The sequence below is a fragment of the Mycobacterium sp. NPDC050551 genome (assembly GCF_040674075.1).
Taxonomy (GTDB): Bacteria; Actinomycetota; Actinomycetes; order Mycobacteriales; family Mycobacteriaceae; genus Mycobacterium.
The window spans coordinates 56,451-74,405 of sequence record NZ_JBFARC010000006.1 but is presented as its reverse complement, the minus strand read 5'-3'; the positions used below and the strand labels follow the sequence as shown (position 1 = coordinate 74,405).

At 70.4% G+C, this 17,955-nt stretch carries 17 protein-coding genes; 4 read left to right on the top strand and 13 right to left on the bottom strand.

Annotation, left to right across the window (positions count from 1 at the left end):
* The first annotated feature begins 11 nt into the window (after positions 1-11).
* Complete coding sequence (locus tag AB0K11_RS22540) at positions 12-1,034, top strand: YihY/virulence factor BrkB family protein (protein ID WP_364982124.1); 1,023 nt, start codon at positions 12-14, stop codon at positions 1,032-1,034.
* Here the strand turns inward: AB0K11_RS22540 and AB0K11_RS22535 are convergent.
* The 4 genes from AB0K11_RS22535 to AB0K11_RS22520 all read right to left on the bottom strand — a co-directional run bounded on the left by AB0K11_RS22535 (position 1,012) and on the right by AB0K11_RS22520 (position 3,905).
* Positions 1,012-1,464 carry a DUF350 domain-containing protein gene (locus AB0K11_RS22535; protein WP_364982121.1) on the bottom strand — a complete coding sequence of 151 codons (453 nt, stop codon included), beginning with the start codon at positions 1,462-1,464 and terminating at the stop codon, positions 1,012-1,014. The genes AB0K11_RS22540 and AB0K11_RS22535 overlap by 23 nt on opposite strands.
* A 14-nt stretch (positions 1,465-1,478) precedes the next feature.
* Entirely contained in the window at positions 1,479-2,642 is a 1,164-nt protein-coding gene (locus AB0K11_RS22530) for a glutathionylspermidine synthase family protein (RefSeq protein ID WP_364982118.1), read from the bottom strand.
* The gene (locus AB0K11_RS22525) at positions 2,643-3,155 is read right to left on the bottom strand and encodes a hypothetical protein (RefSeq protein ID WP_308214653.1); all 513 of its coding nucleotides are present in this window, start codon (positions 3,153-3,155) and stop codon (positions 2,643-2,645) included.
* A gap of 261 nt (positions 3,156-3,416) precedes the next feature.
* Positions 3,417-3,905, bottom strand: a complete 489-nt coding sequence (locus AB0K11_RS22520) for a hypothetical protein (RefSeq protein ID WP_364982115.1) — start codon at positions 3,903-3,905, stop codon at positions 3,417-3,419.
* Positions 3,906-4,040: 135 nt separating this feature from the next.
* Here AB0K11_RS22520 and AB0K11_RS22515 point away from each other — a divergent pair, with 135 nt between their 5' ends.
* Positions 4,041-5,288, top strand: a complete 1,248-nt coding sequence (locus AB0K11_RS22515; protein WP_364982112.1) for a DUF222 domain-containing protein — start codon at positions 4,041-4,043, stop codon at positions 5,286-5,288.
* A gap of 7 nt (positions 5,289-5,295) precedes the next feature.
* On the opposite strand, the gene AB0K11_RS22510 is transcribed toward AB0K11_RS22515, so the two are convergent.
* The 7 genes from AB0K11_RS22510 to AB0K11_RS22480 all read right to left on the bottom strand — a co-directional run bounded on the left by AB0K11_RS22510 (position 5,296) and on the right by AB0K11_RS22480 (position 15,408).
* Entirely contained in the window at positions 5,296-7,500 is a 2,205-nt protein-coding gene (locus AB0K11_RS22510; protein ID WP_364982109.1) for a molybdopterin-dependent oxidoreductase, read from the bottom strand.
* 66 nt (positions 7,501-7,566) lie between these two features.
* Positions 7,567-8,754, bottom strand: coding sequence for a metallophosphoesterase (locus AB0K11_RS22505; protein ID WP_364982106.1), 1,188 nt, complete (start codon positions 8,752-8,754; stop codon positions 7,567-7,569).
* Between the two features lie 54 nt (positions 8,755-8,808).
* Positions 8,809-9,225: a DUF5313 domain-containing protein gene (locus tag AB0K11_RS22500; protein ID WP_364982103.1), complete on the bottom strand. Its 417-nt coding sequence runs from the start codon at positions 9,223-9,225 to the stop codon at positions 8,809-8,811.
* Between the two features lie 25 nt (positions 9,226-9,250).
* Positions 9,251-9,742, bottom strand: a complete 492-nt coding sequence (locus tag AB0K11_RS22495) for a MarR family transcriptional regulator (RefSeq protein ID WP_364982100.1) — start codon at positions 9,740-9,742, stop codon at positions 9,251-9,253.
* A 64-nt stretch (positions 9,743-9,806) separates the two neighbouring features.
* Positions 9,807-10,133, bottom strand: a complete 327-nt coding sequence (locus AB0K11_RS22490) for an STAS domain-containing protein (RefSeq protein ID WP_364982098.1) — start codon at positions 10,131-10,133, stop codon at positions 9,807-9,809.
* Positions 10,133-14,296 carry a SpoIIE family protein phosphatase gene (locus AB0K11_RS22485; RefSeq protein ID WP_364982095.1) on the bottom strand — a complete coding sequence of 1,388 codons (4,164 nt, stop codon included), beginning with the start codon at positions 14,294-14,296 and terminating at the stop codon, positions 10,133-10,135. The genes AB0K11_RS22490 and AB0K11_RS22485 overlap by 1 nt, the downstream gene beginning before the upstream one ends.
* A gap of 92 nt (positions 14,297-14,388) precedes the next feature.
* Positions 14,389-15,408: a helix-turn-helix domain-containing protein gene (locus AB0K11_RS22480; protein ID WP_364982092.1), complete on the bottom strand. Its 1,020-nt coding sequence runs from the start codon at positions 15,406-15,408 to the stop codon at positions 14,389-14,391.
* A 70-nt stretch (positions 15,409-15,478) separates the two neighbouring features.
* Between AB0K11_RS22480 and AB0K11_RS22475 the strand changes: the two genes are divergently transcribed.
* A complete protein-coding gene (locus tag AB0K11_RS22475; RefSeq protein WP_364982089.1) occupies positions 15,479-15,628 on the top strand; it encodes a hypothetical protein in 150 nt (49 codons plus the stop codon).
* On the opposite strand, the gene AB0K11_RS22470 is transcribed toward AB0K11_RS22475, so the two are convergent.
* Both AB0K11_RS22470 and AB0K11_RS22465 read right to left on the bottom strand, forming a co-directional pair.
* Positions 15,625-16,218, bottom strand: a complete 594-nt coding sequence (locus tag AB0K11_RS22470; protein ID WP_364982086.1) for a TetR family transcriptional regulator — start codon at positions 16,216-16,218, stop codon at positions 15,625-15,627. The two genes, AB0K11_RS22475 and AB0K11_RS22470, sit on opposite strands and share 4 nt — an antisense overlap.
* A 27-nt stretch (positions 16,219-16,245) precedes the next feature.
* The gene (locus AB0K11_RS22465; RefSeq protein WP_364982083.1) at positions 16,246-17,205 is read right to left on the bottom strand and encodes a GlxA family transcriptional regulator; all 960 of its coding nucleotides are present in this window, start codon (positions 17,203-17,205) and stop codon (positions 16,246-16,248) included.
* Positions 17,206-17,295: 90 nt separating this feature from the next.
* On the opposite strand from AB0K11_RS22465, the gene AB0K11_RS22460 reads away from it, so the two are divergent.
* Complete coding sequence (locus AB0K11_RS22460) at positions 17,296-17,955, top strand: HD domain-containing protein (protein WP_364982080.1); 660 nt, start codon at positions 17,296-17,298, stop codon at positions 17,953-17,955.

The following is a 17,955-nucleotide window of genomic DNA, read 5'->3' as shown; positions in this document are numbered from 1 at the left end:
GGAGTCCGTACATGGTGGGCTGGCTCGACAGACTGCAGCAGCGCAACCGCGCTGTCGGTTTCGCGATCGCGGTGGTCTACAAGTACATCGACGACCAGGGTGGCTACCTCGCCGCGCTGATCACCTACTACGCGTTCGTGTCGATGTTCCCGCTGCTGCTGTTGCTCACCACGGCGGTCGGTGTGCTGCTGGTCGGACAGCCCGACCTGCAGCAGCAGGTGGTGCAGTCCGCGATCGGACAGCTGCCGGTGATCGGCAGTCAGCTGCAGACACCCGAGGAGCTCAGCGGCGGCGCGGTGGCCGTGGTGATCGGCATCGCCGGTGCCCTCTACGGTGGGCTCGGCGTCGGGCAGGCCGTGCAGAACGCGATGGACACGGTGTGGGCGGTGCCGCGCAACAACCGGCCCGACCCGATCCGCTCGCGGCTGCGCAGCCTGCTGCTGTTGCTCGTGCTAGGGACGGCGGCGATCACCGCGACCGTGCTGTCCGCGGCGGGCCGGGCCACCGAAACCCTCGGCTGGTGGGGCAAGGCCGGCCTGATCGTGTCGGCCGTCGTGATCAACGCGTTCATCTGCCTGGTGGCGTTCCGGGTCACCACGGCCCGGCATGTGACCTACCGCCAGGTGCTGCCGGGCGCGCTGACCGCCGCGGTGCTGTGGCAGCTCCTGCAGTCGTTCGGTACCGGCTACGTCGGGAGCGTGGTGGCGAGGTCCAGCGCCACCAACAGTGTGTTCGCCCTGGTGCTGGGGCTTTTGGCGTTCCTCTACCTGCTCTCGGTCAGCCTGGTGATGTGCGCGCAGATCAACGTGGTGCTCGTCGACCGGTTGTACCCGCGGGCGCTGCTCACCCCGTTCACCGACGCCGTCGACCTCACCTCAGCGGACCGGCGCACCTACACCCGCAAGGCGAAAGCGGAGCGGGTGAAGGGTTTTCAACGCGTCAGCGTGCACTTCGACTCGAGAGCCGAACCGGCGGAGGAGAAGCCGTCGGATCCGAAGCCGGGAGAGCCTGCTACAGAATCGCCGCAGCGATGATGATGCCGAAGGCGAAGTAGGACGCCGCGATCACCCACACCTGCGGCACGTACACCTCGGCCGCCAGCACGTCGCCGATGTCGATCCCGGTGCCCACGTGAATCAACCGCACTGAAAGCGCCTGCGCGGCAAGGCCGACCAGACCGAAGACCAGTGTGCGCAGCAGCCCCTCGATGAGATCCCCGGAGGAGCTGAAGATGGCCAGCACCACGATCAGCGCCATCGACAGCGCACCCGAGCCGGCGACCACCGCGGCGTTCGGCCTGCCGGCCTGCACCAGCGTGCGCAGCGGACCGGGGGTGGTCCAGTCGATGATGAAGAAGCCCAGCACCATCAGGGCGATGCCGACGATCGTGTAGAGCGCGATCGCCGCGACACCGTGGCCGACGATCGACCAGTATCCGGGCTCGAGCTCGGCGGCCAGCAACATGGGTTCTCCTCGGGTCATAGTGGAATGCGATGTGGCACAAAGGCTGCGCCGTCGTCGGTGATCAGTCCCGCGGTCTCGCGGATGCCCAGCCCGGCCGATTCGTCGCCCACGATCCACGTCCCCAGGCAGGGGCGCATGCCGTCGAACTCGGGCAGCGGGTCGAGCAGCTGGTACACGTAGCCCTCTTCGCCGTAGACCCCGCCGGTCTGGGTCTCGAAGCCGGGGCCGACGATCGTGATGTTGGCGCCCTCACGGCCGAGCTTGGGCTTGCGCACGTACTCGGTGAGTTCGTGCGGGTCGTCGAGGTAGGCAGGCAGCAGGTTCGGATGGCCGGGGTTCATCTCCCACAGCACCGCCAGGATCGCCTTGTTGCTCAGCAGCGTCTTCCACAGCGGCTCCACCCACATCGTCTCGGGCAGCAGTTCGACGACCCGACGGCCGAAGTCGTCGTCGAGCACCCACTCCCACGGGTAGAGCTTGAACAGTGACGAAATGGGCGCCTCCTCGAGGTCGACGAAGCGGTTGAGCTCCTCGTCGAACCCGATCTGCTCGATGGCCAGCGCGACGGTGTGCAGGCCCGCTTCGGCCGCGCACTCCTGGATGTAGGCCAGGGTGACGTTGTCCTCGCCGCTCTCGTCGGCCGATGACCACGTGAAATGTGTTTCGGCGCCCATCAATTGAGGCCGGATCTCACCCCACCGTTCGACCAGCTTCTCGTGCAGCGAGTTCCACTGGTCGCCCTCGGGGTAGACGTCGGTCTTCCAGTGCCACTGCAGGATCGCGGCCTCGAGCAGGCTGGTGGGGGTGTCGGCGTTGTACTCCAGCAGCACGGGCGGACGCCTGCCGTCGTAGCGCAGGTCGAAGCGGCCGTAGAGGTGCGGATCGCTGCGCCGCCACGACGCGGCGATGGGTTCCCAGCTCCAGTCCGGCAGGCCGAAGTCGGCGAAACGCTCGGTGAGCACCACGTGTTCGACGGCGTTGAGGCACATCGAGTGCAGCACCTCGACGCTCGCCTCGATGGACAGCACCTCGTCCATGTCGAAGACGTAGTGCACCGATTCGTCCCAGTACGGGCGCGCGCTGCCGTCGGCGAGGCGGGCCGGGGTGCCGAAGCACATCCCCTGGGCGGCGACGATCTGCTCCCAGTCCGGCCGGGGAGCGCGTCGTTCACGTCGCATTCAGCTGCCCGAACTGCCGTAACTCGACGATGAGCCGAAGCCACCGCGCTTGATGGAGGTGCCGGACTTGGTCTTGGCCGAGGTGCCCTTGGGCAGCTCGAGGGTGCCGCCGGAGGCGATCGTTCCGACGCCGCGGTTGGACCCGCCGTAGTAGTACCGGTACGGCGAACCCGCGTAGATGAACACGCCGCCCGACCCGGAACTGCTGCCGGAGCTGCAGTAGCTGTCGGGCACCACCTCGTTGCTGCCGTCGCGCACGCAGCTGGCGGCGACCTCTTCGTCGTCGTCGCTGAGCAGGGTGTAGCCGAGGGCGACGACGCCGACGACGCCGACCACCGCCGCGGTGCCCATCAGCGCCTTGCGGCGTTTACGTGCCTTCTCGGCCTGCTTCTCGGCTTGCTCGGCGGCGAACCGTTCCGCCGCTTCGCGGGCCTTCTTCGCCTTGTCGCGGGCGCGGGCCTCGGCAACGGTGGGCTGGCGGGGCCGCGTCATGCCCGGCTCCTGCGTCCGGATGACGCCGCGGGTGGGCGGTGGTGGCGGCGGAACCTCGGGCGGCTGCCCGGCCGCCGAGCCGACGGTGGGCGGCGTCGGGTCCGCACCCGAGCCACTCTGACCGGCGGGATCGGGTCCCGGAGTCCCTGGATCCTGCGGATCGCTGTTCACGCTCTCACCCCCACACGAGTTGCCCAGACGACTATAGGTCGCCCACGGCGGACAGTGAGCACCTAATTCAAGATCGACGCCCGCGTCAGGGCGGGGCGGCGGCCGTGCGGCCTAGCTGCTGCCGCCGACCTCGGCGGGCAGCGGCGGGGGCAGGGGCTTCGACGGGGTGGGCGACGGCTCGGCTTCGGCCGAGTCCGGGCCGTGGTACTCCACCATCGGTTCGTCGCGGACGATCTTCTCCTCGATGCTGACCATCAGCGCCGAGCGCGAGACGGTGTAGGCGGCGTCGCCGCTCTCGGCGACGAAGTCGTCGCCCGACCGGGTCGCGGACAGGATCAGCTTGGCGCCGTCGCGCACCCGCACGCCGCGGTATTCGAGTTCACCGTCCGGGCTCTCGCAGATCGCGATCCGCGAGCTGTCGGTCCGGCCGAAGGCGACTGCCGTGTCAGGCGCGGCGCACCGCGCGGTGGAGTCGACGAAGCCCTGTGCGTCGGAAGACGGCGCGGCCGTCGCCAGCTGGTCGGCGCCGGCGAACACCAGCGCGAGGACCGCCGCCGCGGCCAGGGCCGGGCGGCGCAACGCGGAACGGGTAGCGGTCATCACCGTCCACCTGACCACGGCGACTCCCGTTGCGCGAGGGCCGACATCGAAGGATGACTCAATCGTTAGGCGGCCGATATCAGGCCGTGGACGAAGCAGCTCGGCTTGTCGGTGGTTGCCGATAGACTCGCACGCATGTTCGAAGAGCTGGCTATCGTGCCGAACGGCGCCGACGAGGCCCGGTTGATCACACGCCTGACCGAACTCGAATCGGCGAAAGCCGCCGCAGCGGCCGGACAGGCCAAGGTGGCCGCAGAACTGGACCAGATGCGTCGCGCCGCCGAAGCCGCGGCCGGAGTGCCCGCCGCCAAGCGAGGTCGGGGCCTGGCGGGCGAAGTCGCCCTCGCCCGGCGGGCGTCACCCAACCAGGGTGGGCGGCACCTCGGATTCGCCCGCGCCCTGGTCCACGAAATGCCCCACACCCTGCGCGCACTGGAGTGCGGGGCACTCTCCGAGTGGCGGGCCACCCTCATCGTGCGGGAATCGGCCTGCCTGTCCGTCGAAGACCGCCGCGCACTCGACAACGAGATGTGCCGGGACATCCGCGCGCTCGAGGGTCTCGGCGACGCACGGATCGAAGCCGAAGCCAAGAAAATCGCCTACCGGTTGGATGCTCGCGCAGTGGTCGACCGCGCCACCAAGGCGGTCACCGAACGCACCGTGACCATCCGCCCCGCCCCCGACACCATGACCTACGTGACCGCGCTGCTGCCCGTCGCCCAAGGAGTCGGTGTCTACGCCGCGTTGAAACGCGCCGCCGACACCACCTTCGACGACCGCTCCCGCGGACAGGTCATGGCCGACACCCTCGTCGAACGCATCACCGGCACCCCCGCCGACGTCGCGGCGCCGGTCGCGGTCAACCTGGTGATCTCCGATCAGACCCTGCTCGGCGGCGACACCGAACCCGCGCACTTGCAGGGCCACGGACCGATCCCCGCTCCCGTCGCCCGCCGAATGGTCCACGACGCCGTCGCCGACAAACGGTCCGAGGCCACCCTGCGCCGGCTCTACCGGCACCCGCGAAGTAATGCGTTGGTGGCGATGGAGTCCCGATCCCGCTGCTTCCCCAAAGCACTCGCGACGTTCATCGACCTACGCGACCAGACCTGCCGCACGCCGTACTGCGACGCCCCGATCCGCCACCACGACCACGCCCAGCCCCACCACCACGGCGGACCCACCAGCGCACTCAACGGCCTCGGCGAATGCGCGGCCTGCAACTACACCAAAGAAGCCGACGGCTGGCAGGTCACCACCACCGAGATCGACGGCACCCACACCGCCGCCTTCACCACCCCCACCGGTGCCACCCACCATTCCACCGCGCCACCACCGCCCGGCAGACGCGCGAAACCGGTGACGATGACACGCGCTGCCTGACAACAGCTCAGGTGCGTGGCGTCACGCTGACCGGGATGTTGCCCTGCCGCGGCAGGCCGGTGATCGCGTCGTACTCCACATCGGTGGGCACCAGGCGGCCGACGTTGCTGCCGCGGTCTCGGACCTCGTCGTCCTCGGCGGGCAGTCCGCCGAAGGCGTGATGCATGGCGACGACGTCGGGACGCAGCGAGTCGTCGGCCTCGACGACGCTGGGGATGCTGTCGTGCGGCGACGTCACGGTGACCAGGGCCCCGGTCAGAAGCCCGAGCGCCGCCATCGCCTCGGGATGCATGTAGGTGGGGTTGTAGGGTTTGCCGCGGTGCAGGGCGGCGAGATTGGTGCCGGAGGAGTTCATGAAGTTGCCGTGCCGCCGCGGGATGAGGCGGAACGGGAATGTCGGGTCATGCTGCGCAGCAAGGGATTCCTCGGCTCGGATGGCGACGAGTTCGGCGAGCAGCTGGCCGTTGCCGATGTCGAGCCTGGCGGTGCAGTCGGCGTCGCGGGGCGCCACCACCGCGTCGACGTCGAAGATCTTTCCGTGCGGATGGCTGCGCACCTCGTCGAACGGGATGCGCGATGTCGCGCACATTTGCTCGAACAGTTCCTCGGTGGTGAGCCGGGTGTCGCCGTTCATGTTCAGCACGATCGGCGGCGACTCCATGAACCGGCCGCCGCCTCCTCCGAAGAAGTTCACGAACCACATGTCCAGCCCCATCCGCTGAGCCAGGCCGAGGAAGAACTGCCACTCCTCGATGAGGTCCGAGCCGGCGGGCGGATCAATCAGCCGCGGCACGTACTGCCCATAGGCCGCCGGGATGCCGGTTCCGCTGGCGTAGTACTTGATGAGCTCGCTGCCCATCGTCATCGCCGGCGTCTCCATCTGCATGCGCGGAGCGATGACGTAGTCGGCCAGCCGCGACGTCAACGACATCTCGGTGTCCAGGGTGACCAGCAGGTCGAGTCCCTCGAGCGCCCGCAAGGTCTTCCGCTGATCCGGCCACGCCGCCATCGGGTTGCCGCCGATGCAGATCAGCGCCTTGACCTGCCCCTCACCCTCCAGCAGGATCTCGTCGGCCAGTGCGGCCGTCGGCATCCCCGCCACGGTGTCGGTCAGCCCGCGCACCCGCAGCCGCTCGCCGTAGCCCCAGCCCTCGTAGGGCGGATGCGGCTGAGCCTTCGCGGTGAAGGCCGGCAACAGGGTGTTCGGCCGCGTCACCCGTTCGCCTGCCCGCTGCCAGCGCCCGCAGATCGTCGTCAGGCACAGGCAGAGATACTCGAGCACACTGCCGTGCATCGCGAAGTTCGCGCCGGTGCCCGCGTTGACCATGCCGCCGCGCGTGCCGTGTGTCGCGAACATCCTTGCCGCGTCGACGAGTTGCTGCTCCGGGATGTCCGCGCGGTCGGCGACGTAGGCCGGGGTGAACCCGGACACCGCCTCGGCCAGCGCCTCGAAGCCGTCGACGTTCTCGGTGAGAAAGTCCCAGTCGCAGAGCTTTTCGTTGATGATGATGTTGATGATGCCCGCGACGATCACCGCGTCGGTGCCTGGTCGGGGCTGGATGTGGATCGCCGCACGCGCGGCCGTCTGTGAGCGGCGCGGGTCGATGACGATGAGTTTCATGCCGCGGCCGACGGCGGCCTTGAGATTCTGCGCCGGATTCTGGCCCGGGATCCCGATCGCCTTGGACACCAGCGGATTGGTGCCGATCAGCAGCCAGCTGTCGGCCTCGCCGAAATCGACGTCACCGCCGAGCCAGTGGCCGTGGGCGGCCAGCGCGATCTGCTTGCCGGGCTGGTCGATGGTGTTGGCGGTGAAGAACATCGGCGATTCGATCGCCCGGATGAAGGCGTTGCCCATCAGCGCCGAGGCGGGGTAGGGCAGCCCGTTGGTCCCCAGGTACAGCGCCACCGACCGGGGTCCGTGCGCCTGGATCAGCGCCTGCAGCCGGGCGGCGATCTCGTCCATCGCGACGCCGGACTCGACCGGCTCGTACTCACCGTCGGGCCTGCGCTTGCGGCTGTGCAGCAGCCGGGCGGGGTTGTTGTGGATCTCGGGCAGCGCACGGCCCTTGGCGCAGCTGTAGCCCTTGAACATCGGGTTGTCCGGATCGCCGGTGACCTTGGTGAGCCGCCCGTCGGTGACCGTCGCGAGCACGCCGCAGTGCGCGGAGCAGATCCGGCAGATGCCCGGCCGCGTCGTCGTTGATGGCATCGATGCATGCTAGGCGGTCGCTCAGCGTCGCGGACCCGAATGCGCCGCGGGAAGTGTGACGGCGGATCAGGCCTGCGGGCTCAGCGAGAGGACCGTGACGTCCGGCGGCGCGCCCACCCGGACCGGCGGCCCCCAGAACCCCGCGCCCCGCGACACGTACAGCTGGGTGTCGTCGACGGTGGACAGCCCGGCCAGCGAGGGTTGCACGAGCCGCACCACGTAGTGGAACGGCCACATCTGCCCGCCGTGCGTGTGGCCCGACAGCTGCAGGTCGACGCCGCGGGCGGCGGCCTCGCCGACCATGATCGGCTGGTGCGCGAGCAGCACCGTCGGCCTGGCCTCGCCGACGCCGGCGAGTGTGCGGTCGAAGTCGGGCGGGTCGGAGCGTGACCTGCCGGCGAGGTCGTTGATCCCGGCCAGGTCGAAGGCCGCCGCCCCGCGGCGGATCGGGGTGTTCTCGTTGCGCAGCACGTGCACGCCGAGCCGGTCCAGCTCGGTGAGCCACTGGGCCGGCTCGTCGACGAAGTACTCGTGGTTGCCGGTCACGAAGAACGTGCCCTCGCGCGACGCCAGATCGCGCAGCGGTTCGGCCGCCGAGCCGAGTTCGGCGACGCTGCCGTCCACCAGGTCGCCCACGATCGCCACCAGATCCGGCTCGGCTGCGTTGATGGTCTCGACGATGCGCTCGGTGTGGCGGCGGCCGGCCAGCGGGCCGAGGTGGATGTCGGACACCACCGCGATGCGGAAGCCGGTGAACGCGGGGTCGAGGCGGCGCAGGCGCACCGGCACAGCCAGGACGTCCGGCGGGCCGAGCGCCCGGGTGGCGCCGACACCGACCAGGCTCACGGATGCGGCTCCGGCGGCGACGGCGCCGGCCCTGGCGAGGAAGAGCCTGCGGTTCACCGGCGACGACGGCTCGGCGGCTTCGGGCTCGGCAGCCTCGGCAGCCTCCGTCGCGCCGCGCCGGACCCAGCCGCGCAGCAGCAGCCGGACGGGTTCGAGCACGAGCGACGTCAGGAACAGGTAGGCGGCGAGGCCGAACCACAGGAAGCCCGGCCACGCGAACCTGCCGAGGCTCGTCACCCCGAAGGTCCGCGGTACCACCAGTGCGGCGACCAGCAGCAGTGCGCAGACCACCAGGGCGGCCGTGAGCGCCCATCGCACCCGCCCCGGCCGGGTGGTGTCCCTGATCAGCCGCTTCCACAGGTACAGATGCATCAGGGCCAGGACGGCGGTCAGGATGACGATGAACATGGGCGCCCGCAGCCTACCGGCGGCCGGCGCCTGCATCCCTCCGTGAAGCGGAGGTCAGAACGGACTGCTGTTGGACTGCCACTTCGCTTCCTCCGGGCGTGGCCCGAACCGGCGTGCGTAGTCCTCATGGATGTGCGCGTCCCTGCGCCGCTTGAGCTGGTCGACCAGATTCGGGTCGATCCCGTGCTGCGCCAGCCGGTGCCGTCGCCAGACCTTGTTCAGCGCGAGCGACATCAGCACCGCCCAGATGAAGATCGGCGCGGTCATCTCCAGCCGCACGTAGAACGACGTGGGCAACAGCCAGAACGGTGCGAGCACGAGGAACGGCGGGATCGCCATCCGGATCATGTGCCGGCGCACCGCGCCCTGCCCGGCCAGGTCCTCGGCGACCCAGGCGCGCATCGCGTCCGGCAGGCGGCGTCCGTAGGCGTAGGGAATGCGCTGCCACAGTGTGGGTTCGGTGGTGGCCATGGTGGCTCCTGGTGGTGGTCGGTGGTCAGGGGGTGAGGGCGCCCGCCGCGACGGCGGCGGCGTTGATCCGGGTCAGCACCCGGCGCAGTTCCTCGAGTTCGGCGAGGTCGACTCCGAGCCGCGCGACGACGGCGGGCGGGATCTCGAGTGCACGGGTGCGCAGGGCGGCCCCCGCCTCGGTCAGCGCGATGTGGGTGGACCGCTCATCGGCGGCGCTACGGGTGCGGGAGATGAACCCGAGTGCTTCCAGCCGCTTGAGCATCGGCGACAGCGTGGCCGAATCCAGCTGCAGCGCCGAGGCGATCTGCTTCACCGACAGCGGCGGGTCGTCCGCGGCGGCCGCCTTGCGGTGATCCCACAGCGCAAGCATCACCAGGTACTGCGGGTGGGTCAGCCCCAGGGGTTCCAGCAGCGGCCGGTACACCCCGAGCACGGCACGGTTGGTCACCGCGAGCGCGAAGCACACCTGCTGCTCGAGGGCGAGCGGATCGATCTCCGCGGTGGTGGATGGGGGCACGACTAGATCGTACCCGCTTAGTTAGTGCCCTAACAATATCGCGGTCGTCACACCGCGGCGGAACCTAACCCGCGCCGTCCACCCGGGCTGCCTCGACGGTCGCGAGCTGGGTCAGCCCGCTGATGTCGAGCACCCGCATCAGCAGGGGATGCACGATCAAGCGCAGCCGGTCCGACACATCGGCGATGGTGAACAGGGCGTTGATGGCGGCGCTGTCGACGTAGCGGACGGCGCTGAGGTCGACGGTCACCGCTCCCGCGCCCGCGGTCTGCGCGGCACCGGTCAGGCCCTGGCTGAATTCCTCGACATTGCTCAGGTCGATCTCCCCGGCAGCGGTCAACACGACGGTGCCGTCGATCCGCTGGGTGTCCAGACTCAGTGGGGTGGCCATCACATGATCCTCGTCGACAGATTAACCGTGGTACCTGCCTCGTCGCTGTCGATCGCGAAATCGTCCATCAAGCCCTTCATCAGGGTGATCCCCCGGCCCCTGCTGACGTCGGCGACCGCCCGCGGCGGCCGCCACGCGCCGGTGTCGACCACCCGCACCCTCAGCCGGTCGACCAGGACGGTGGCACTCAGCGTCACGGTGCCGTGCGGCCGGTCGCGGTGGCCGTGTTCGATCGCGTTGGCCACCGCCTCGCCCGTCGCGATGAGCGTGTCGTATGCCTGCTCCGGCGCCACGCCTGCGCGATCCAGCCACTCGCGCATCGCGGTGCGGGTGTGCGCGAGTTGCCCCACCTCGGCGGGGAACTCCATCTCCAGCGGACCGGGCTGCCGGTACAGCAGCAGCGCGACGTCGTCCTGATAGCCGTCGACCGGGGTGAGCCGGTCCATGATCTCGTCGGCCAGCTCCTCCAGCGGCGCCGGACGCCCCTGCTGAACCACCTCGGCGGCCCGGGCGATGCCCTGGTCCAGCGACACCCGGCGCCGTTCCACCAGGCCGTCGGTGTAGAGCAGCAGGGTGGCGCGCGCCGGTATCGTCCGGCGCACCTCCGGGCGGGGCTCGCCGGGGCGCACCGCCAGCGGGAAGCCACGGCCGTCGTCGAGGATCGTCAGCTCGCCGTCGGCCTGCGCCATCACGGGCGGCGGGTGGCCGGCGCTGGAGTACACCAGCTCACCGGTCCCGGGTTCGAGCACCGCGCAGAACGCGGTGGTGCAGCGTGCCCCCGGCAGCCTGGCAGCGAAGCGGTCGAGTTTCGCCAGCGCCGCCGCCGGGCTCGGCTCGTCGAGCAGCAGTGCCCGGCAGGCGCTGCGCAGCTGTCCCATCACCGTGGCGGCCGCCAGCCCGTGCCCGACGCAGTCGCCGACGATCATCGCCACCCGGCCGTCGTCGAGGTTGACGACGTCGTACCAATCGCCGCCGACCTGCAGCGGACTGCTCGCCGGGTGGTAGCGCACGGTGAACCCGCCGGGCAGCCGGGACGGACCGAGCATCGCGTGCTGCAGGGCCAGCGCGGTCTCCCGCTGCGTGTCGAACTGGTGCACCCGCTGCAACCCCTGGGAGAGCCGGCCGGCGAGCACCGTCAGCAGGGTGTGGTCCTGCCGCGTGAACGGCCGGTCCTCCGACAGCTCGATCCAGACGACGAGCAGTCCACGCGGGTTGCGCAGCGCGATGCCGACGGTGCCGGGTTCCGACGTGCTGATGTTCAGCGTCTCCGCGTCGCAGAGAGCCAGGATCGAATCCCTGTGCGCGGCAGGCAGTTCCGTCCATTCCGCTGGCTCGCCCGCACACACCAGGGCCGGCGGGCCCGCGGTCTCCCGGACCTCGCGCCGCGCCGGGAAGATGAGCGCGAGCACCCGGCGGGCGTGCCAGACGCCGCGCAGCACCTCGGCGGCCGCCCGTATCGCCTGGTCGAACGTGTCGACCTGGGAAAGTTCCTGATTCAGCGCGGCCAGCGCGGTCTCGCGCTGCACCGCATAGTGCTCGGCGGTGACGTCGCGGATGGTGCCGACCATCACCCGCCGGCCGCTGTCGGGGTCCTCGGCCTGGTTGAAACTCACGGTGATCCAGAGCCGGTGGCCGTCACGGTGGTTCACCGGGATCTTGTGGTTGCCGTGCGTCTGGTTCAGCAGCGCCTCGAGCACCTCGGCGCTCTGGCGGTGCGCCTCAGGGTCGGTGTCGGCGTCGGGCCACCACGGCTGCACGGGTTCGTAGGGCAGCCCGTCGGCGCCGTAGCCGAGGATGTCGGCGAACGCCGAGTTGACCTCGACGAAGGCCCCGTTCTCGTCGCAGACGAAGAACGCCTCCTGCAGCGAGTCGATCAACGCCGACCGCCAGTCGGCGTGGTGGTTGCGCAACCGCGCCATCTCCACGTTGGCGCGCACCCGGGCGAGCAACTCCGCGGCGGCGAACGGCTTGACCAGGTAGTCGTCGGCGCCGGCCTGCAGGCCTTCGATGGAGGCCTCCTGGCCGGCCCGCGCCGACAGCAACAGCACAGGAAGGGCGGCCGTTCGCTGGTCGCCGCGCAGGGCGGCGAGCAGCTCGAGCCCGTCGAGCCGCGGCATCATGACATCGCTGATCAGCAGGTCCGGCGGCTCCGAACGGACCGCCTCCAGTGCCTCGCGGCCGTCGATGACGGTGCTGACCTCGTAGCCGGCCGAATGCAGCAGGCTGGTCAGGTATTCGCGCATGTCGGCGTTGTCGTCGGCCACCAGCACGCGCGCAGGGGGGCCGGAGGACGGGACGGCCACGGGCATGCCCGTCCCGACGCGGGCCGCCTCGGAATCCGCTCCGCCGGGCAGCCAGCGCAGCGCCTCCTGCACGTACGGGTCGGCGATGCCCGACGCGGGCCGCGCGGCGTCGGGCGAGATCAGGTCGGCCACCGGCAGGTGCGCCGCCCCGAACGGCAACCGGACGGTGAAGGTGGTGCCCGCGCCCTCGGTGCTGTCGGCGGTGATGGTGCCGTCGTGCAGCCCGACGAGCTCCTTGACCAGGGCCAGCCCGATTCCGCTGCCCTCGGTGGAACGCGCCCTGGCGTTCTCGATGCGGTGGAACCGTTCGAACAGGCGCGGCATCTCGGCCTCCGGGATGCCGGTGCCGGTGTCGGTGACCGTGACCACCGCGCCGGCGTCGTCGGCGCTCACCCGGATCGAGATCGCGCCGTCGAAGGTGAACTTCAGCGCATTGGAGAGCAGGTTGAGCACCACCTTCTCCCACATGTCGCGGTCGATGTAGACGTCCTCGGGCAGCGCCGGGCAGTCCACGTGGAACGCCAGGCCTGCGCGGTCGACGGCCGACCGGAAGACGCTGGCCAGCTCGGCGGTGACGACGCCGAGGTCGACCGGTTCGAAATGCGCCCGCATCCGGCCGGCCTGGATGCGGGAGAAGTCGAGCAGCGTGTTGACGAGCTTGGCCAGCCGTAGTCCGTTGCGGTGCACCAGCTCCAGCTCGTCGCGGGTCTGGTCGTCGAAATCCGAGGTGCGCCCGCGTAGGTCGTTGACCGGCCCGAGGATCAGCGTCAGCGGTGTGCGGAACTCGTGGCTGATGTTGGAGAAGAACGTCGTCTTGGCCCGGTCGAGCTCCGCGAGCTCCTCGGCCCTGCGCTGCTGGGACTGGTAGCTGCGCGCGCTGCCGACGCCTGCGGCCACGTGCCCGGCAACCAGTTCGACGAAGCCGCGGTAGCTCTCGTCGAGCCTGCGGTGCCGGTTCAGCCCGGCCACCAGGAATCCGAGCGGGGCGTCGCCCTGCTGCTGCAGCGGCACCACCAGCGCCTGTGCGGGCGGCTCGGTCCAGGTGCCGGTCGGCAGGGTCAGCGACTCGGAGTCCAGATTCATCAGCACCGACCGGCCGAGGGCGGGCTCGTCGATCGGCCACACCCCGAACCCGTCGGCCGCCAGCACCTCCGGTGCGGCCGGATGGCCGGCGGGCACACCGCTGGCGCCCACCAGCCGCGCCGCACCGTCGTCGCCGAACAGGTAGGTCAGGCTGAACGGGAGATCGCTGAGGTTGCGTTCGAGCTGGGTGGCGGCGAAGTTCAGCATCTGCCGCTCGGAGCGCACCACACTGGTGTCGGAGCCGAGGTCGCGCAGCGTGGCCATCCGCCGTTCGCCGATCACCCGTTCGGTGTCCTCGCTGACCACGCACAGCATGCCGACCACGTCCCCGTCGTCGTCGCGCAGCGGGCTGTAGGAGAACGTGTGATAGGTCTCCTCGCGGTAGCCCGCCCGCTCCAGGAACAGCAGCAGCGCGACGTCCCAGGTCGCCTCGCCCGTCGAGAGCACCCGCTGGATGCGGGGGCCGATGTCCGGCCATATCTCCGACCACACCTCGTTGGCGGGCCTGCCGAGCGCCCACGGGTACTTCCGGCCCAGGGTGTCGCGGCGGTAGGCGTCGTTGCAGAAGAACGTCAGCTCCGGTCCCCACGCCATCCACATCGGGAAGCGCGAGGACAGCAGGATGCTCACGGCGGTCAGCAGGCTCTGCGGCCACTGCGCGGGCACCCCGAGTGGGGTCGCCGCCCAGTTCACCCTGGCGAGGTCCCGGCCGACGACCTTGTCGACGGTGAAGATCGCCGCCTCGGCGGAGTCCGGCGGCGTGTGCTCAGCGACCACCGCACGTCCTCTCCGCCGTCTGCACGTGGTCCTCGGGTGAGGACGACGCCGGGGACCACATTAGGGCCGGACCGGCTGTGCCTGCGGGCCGATCAGCCGCTTCTCCCGCGAACCGTCCTGTACCCGGCAGCACCGCCGTCGAATCGCGGTTGACCGGTGAAGGCGCCGCGGTAGTCGCTCGGCGTGGTCCGCAGCTGCCGCACGAAGTGGTGCCGGAAGGTGACGGCCGACTCGAAGCCCACCCGTGCGGCGATCTGCTCGATCGACAGCGACGACGACTCCAACAGCGCCAGGCTGGCCTGGATGCGCTGCTCGATCAGCCACCTGATCGGCGTGGTGCCGGTCGCCTTGGTGAACTGCCGCAGGTAGCTGCGCCGCGACAAGGCCGAGCGGGCGGCCAGCTCGTCGAGGGTGATGGGTGAGTCGAGATGCTCCAGCGCCCAGGCCATTCCGGCGGCGATGCGGCCGTCGGTGGCCGGTTCCGGCACCGGCGTCTCGATGTACTGGGCCTGCCCGCCGGCGCGGTGCGGCGAGATCACCAGCCGGCGGGCCACGTCGTTGGCCACCCGTGCGCCGCGGTCGGTCCGGACGATGTGCAGGCAGAGGTCGAGGCCGGCCGCGCAGCCCGCGCTGGTGAGCACGTCGCCGCCGTCGACGTAGAGCGGCGCGGGGTCGACGTCGACCGCGGGATGGCGCTGCGCGAGCTGGTCGACGTAGATCCAGTGCGTGGTGGCCGAGCGGCCGTCCAGCACACCGGCCGCGGCGAGGGCGAATGCGCCCGAGCAGATCGACACCAGCCGCGCGCCGCGGGCGTGGGCCGCGCCGATCGCCTCGACGAGTTCGGGCGACGCGGGATCGGTGACGTCGCGCACGCTCGGGATGATCACGGTGTCGGCGGCGGCCAGCCCGTCGAGTCCGTGCGGGGACCGCACGGTGGCGCCGCCCAGCATCCGGATCTCCGGTGTGGCGGTGCACAGCTTCATCGAGTACCAGGGCCGCTCGATGCCTGCGGAGAACGGCTCGGAGAGTTCGGTCATGCCGAAGATCTCGGCGGCCATGCCGGACTCGAAGCCCGACATGCCGTCGTAGGCCAGGACCGCCACCGAGTGCATGTCACTATGTTAACGAAGTGTGGCTTCAGTGCCACTGTCATCGGCGTGCGCGACGGTTCACGATCGAAAGATGTTGTACAAAGCACCCTCTCGCAGGGACCGATTCCGCACGGTGCGGCCGCTGCTCGACTTCGTGGCCGGACTGCACGCCGCCAACGGCCTGGCCCACGGCGTCCGCCCGGCGCCCCACTCCCCCGCCCGGAACCGGGCGGCGCGCTAGGGGCGGGCGCCCGCGTCGGTCTTGGCGTCGAGCAGTTCCAGTGCCCGCGAGAGCGGGTCATCGGGCATCGGCTCGTTGTCGGACGTCGCGATGAGCACCCCGACGATCGCTCCGGCGATCACCCGCCGCTCGAAGGCGTCCACGTCCGGCCCCATCCGAAGGGCCAGGGCGTCGGTGATCAGCCCGATGAGCCGCACGTACTCGGTGTAGACCAGTCCGCGGGCCTCGGGCACCGTGTACATCAGCCGCTGGCCTGCGATGGCGTCGTCGCGTTCGTCGGCCGTCATCGCACCGAACACCGCGTCGACCGCATACCGGTACGCGGCGACCGGCGCGAGGTCGGCCGGGGCGTCGACGAAGGCCGCGACGATGGGGGCGATCTGGTCGTCGGAGAGCAGCACCGCCTCTTTGGTGGGGAAGTACCGGAAGAAGGTGCTCGCCGAGACCTCGGCGGCATCGGCGATCTGCTCGACGGTGGTGTTGCCGAAGCCCTGCTCCTCGATCAGCCGGAAGGCCTCCCGCCGGATGGCGGCGCGGGTCCGGATCTTCTTGCGCGCCCTCAGACCGAGGGGCTGCTGTCGCACCGGCATGTCCCGATTGTCCCGTACCGGTGGCGCTCAGGCCGGTTCGGCGGTCCGGAACCGGTCCCGGTAGGCCTTCGGGGAGACACCGAGGGTGCCGACGAACACCCGGCGGAACGTCTCCGTGCTGCCGAACCCGCCCAGTCGCGCACTGTCGGCGACGCTGTGGCCTGCGTCGAGCGCGGCCCGGGCGATGTCGACGCGGACGCTCTCGACGTAGCGCGCGGGCGTCGTCCCCAGTTCGGCGTGGAACAGCCGGGTCAGCTGCCGCGTGCTCAACGACGCCGTGGCGGCCAGCCTGCCCACGCTGTGGTCCCCGCCCGGGTCGGCCTTGATCGCGTCGGTGACCACCCGCAGCGCCGACGTCGACCCCGAGTCGGCGTCGACGAGTACCGAGAACTGCGACTGGCCGCCCGCCCGCTTGAGGTAGACCACCAGCGATCGCGCCACCTCCCGCACCAGGTCGCTGCCATGGTCCTGCTCCACCAGCGCCAGCGCGAGGTCGATGCCCGCCGACACCCCGGCGGAGGTGTACACGTCGCCGTCCTGGACGAAGATCGCGTCCGGTTCCACGGTGACGGCCGGGTAGGCCCTGGCGAGGCGGCGGGTGTGGCGCCAGTGTGTGGTCGCGCGCCTGCCGTCGAGCACGCCGGCCCTGGCGAGGATGAACGCACCCGTGCAGATCGAGGCCAGCCGCCGCGTCCTGGCGGCCACCGCACCGACCGCGTCGACCAGCAGCGGGTCGATGGGCCGGCCGACCAGCTCGTCGCCACCGGCCACCAATACGGTGTCGGCTCCCTTGATCGACGAGAGTTGTTCGGACACAGCGAGTCTGGTGCCGATCGAGGTGGTCACGTCGCAGCCGTCCACCGAGGCGAAGTGCAGCCGGTAGTCCGCGCCGAAGCGATTCGCCTCCGCGAACACCTCCGCGGGTCCCGCCGCGTCCAGCAGCTTGACCCCGTCGAACACCACCAGCACGACGTCGAGTTGGGCCACGCACCCAGTGTGACCCCGGTGTCCGTTTCTGTGGGGAAGACGGCAGTTGCGCCACGGCACGATGGGTTCTGCCGGGCGCAGCCTGGAGTCATGACCAATTCACTCACCGGCCCGTCGACCGTCGCGGGCATCGAGATTCCCGACACCCCGCTGGTGCGCGCCGCCACCGACGTCATCCGCGAGGCGGAGGACGACCTGCTGTTCCACCACTCCCGCCGGGTGTTCCTGTTCGGCGCCCTGCACGGCCGCCGCCGCGGCCTCGAACCCGATCTCGAACTGCTCTACGTCGGCGCGATGTTTCACGACCTCGGGCTCACCGAGCGGTACCGCACCTCCTCGCGGCTGCGCTTCGAGGTGGACGGCGCCGACGCGGCACGGGACTTCCTGCTGCAGCACGGCGTCGACGAGGCCGCCGCCCGCAAGGTGTGGCTCGGTATCGCGCTGCACACCACCCCGGGCGTCCCGGAGTTCCTCGACCCGGAGACCGCGCTGGTGATCGCCGGCGTGGAGACCGACGTGGTGGGCATCGGCCGCGACGACCTGTCCGAAGATGCGCTGGCCGCCGTCACCGCGGCTCACCCGCGGCCCGACTTCAAGCGCCGGATCCTGCATGCGTTCACCGAGGGCATGCGGCACCGCCCCGAGACGACGTTCGGCACCATGAACGCCGACGTGCTCGCCCGCTACGACGACACGTTCGTCCGTGACGACTTCGTCGACATCGTGCTGGACAACGGCTGGCCCGAATGA

Coding starts and splice junctions, on each gene's coding strand:
- AB0K11_RS22540 (WP_364982124.1), top strand. CDS start 12: ATGGTGGGCTGGCTCGACAGACTGCAGCAGCGCAACCGCGCTGTCGGT.
- AB0K11_RS22535 (WP_364982121.1), bottom strand. CDS start 1,464: ATGTTGCTGGCCGCCGAGCTCGAGCCCGGATACTGGTCGATCGTCGGC.
- AB0K11_RS22530 (WP_364982118.1), bottom strand. CDS start 2,642: ATGCGACGTGAACGACGCGCTCCCCGGCCGGACTGGGAGCAGATCGTC.
- AB0K11_RS22520 (WP_364982115.1), bottom strand. CDS start 3,905: ATGACCGCTACCCGTTCCGCGTTGCGCCGCCCGGCCCTGGCCGCGGCG.
- AB0K11_RS22515 (WP_364982112.1), top strand. CDS start 4,041: ATGTTCGAAGAGCTGGCTATCGTGCCGAACGGCGCCGACGAGGCCCGG.
- AB0K11_RS22510 (WP_364982109.1), bottom strand. CDS start 7,500: ATGCCATCAACGACGACGCGGCCGGGCATCTGCCGGATCTGCTCCGCG.
- AB0K11_RS22505 (WP_364982106.1), bottom strand. CDS start 8,754: ATGTTCATCGTCATCCTGACCGCCGTCCTGGCCCTGATGCATCTGTAC.
- AB0K11_RS22500 (WP_364982103.1), bottom strand. CDS start 9,225: ATGGCCACCACCGAACCCACACTGTGGCAGCGCATTCCCTACGCCTAC.
- AB0K11_RS22490 (WP_364982098.1), bottom strand. CDS start 10,133: ATGGCCACCCCACTGAGTCTGGACACCCAGCGGATCGACGGCACCGTC.
- AB0K11_RS22480 (WP_364982092.1), bottom strand. CDS start 15,408: ATGCACTCGGTGGCGGTCCTGGCCTACGACGGCATGTCGGGCTTCGAG.
- AB0K11_RS22475 (WP_364982089.1), top strand. CDS start 15,479: ATGTTGTACAAAGCACCCTCTCGCAGGGACCGATTCCGCACGGTGCGG.
- AB0K11_RS22470 (WP_364982086.1), bottom strand. CDS start 16,218: ATGCCGGTGCGACAGCAGCCCCTCGGTCTGAGGGCGCGCAAGAAGATC.
- AB0K11_RS22460 (WP_364982080.1), top strand. CDS start 17,296: ATGACCAATTCACTCACCGGCCCGTCGACCGTCGCGGGCATCGAGATT.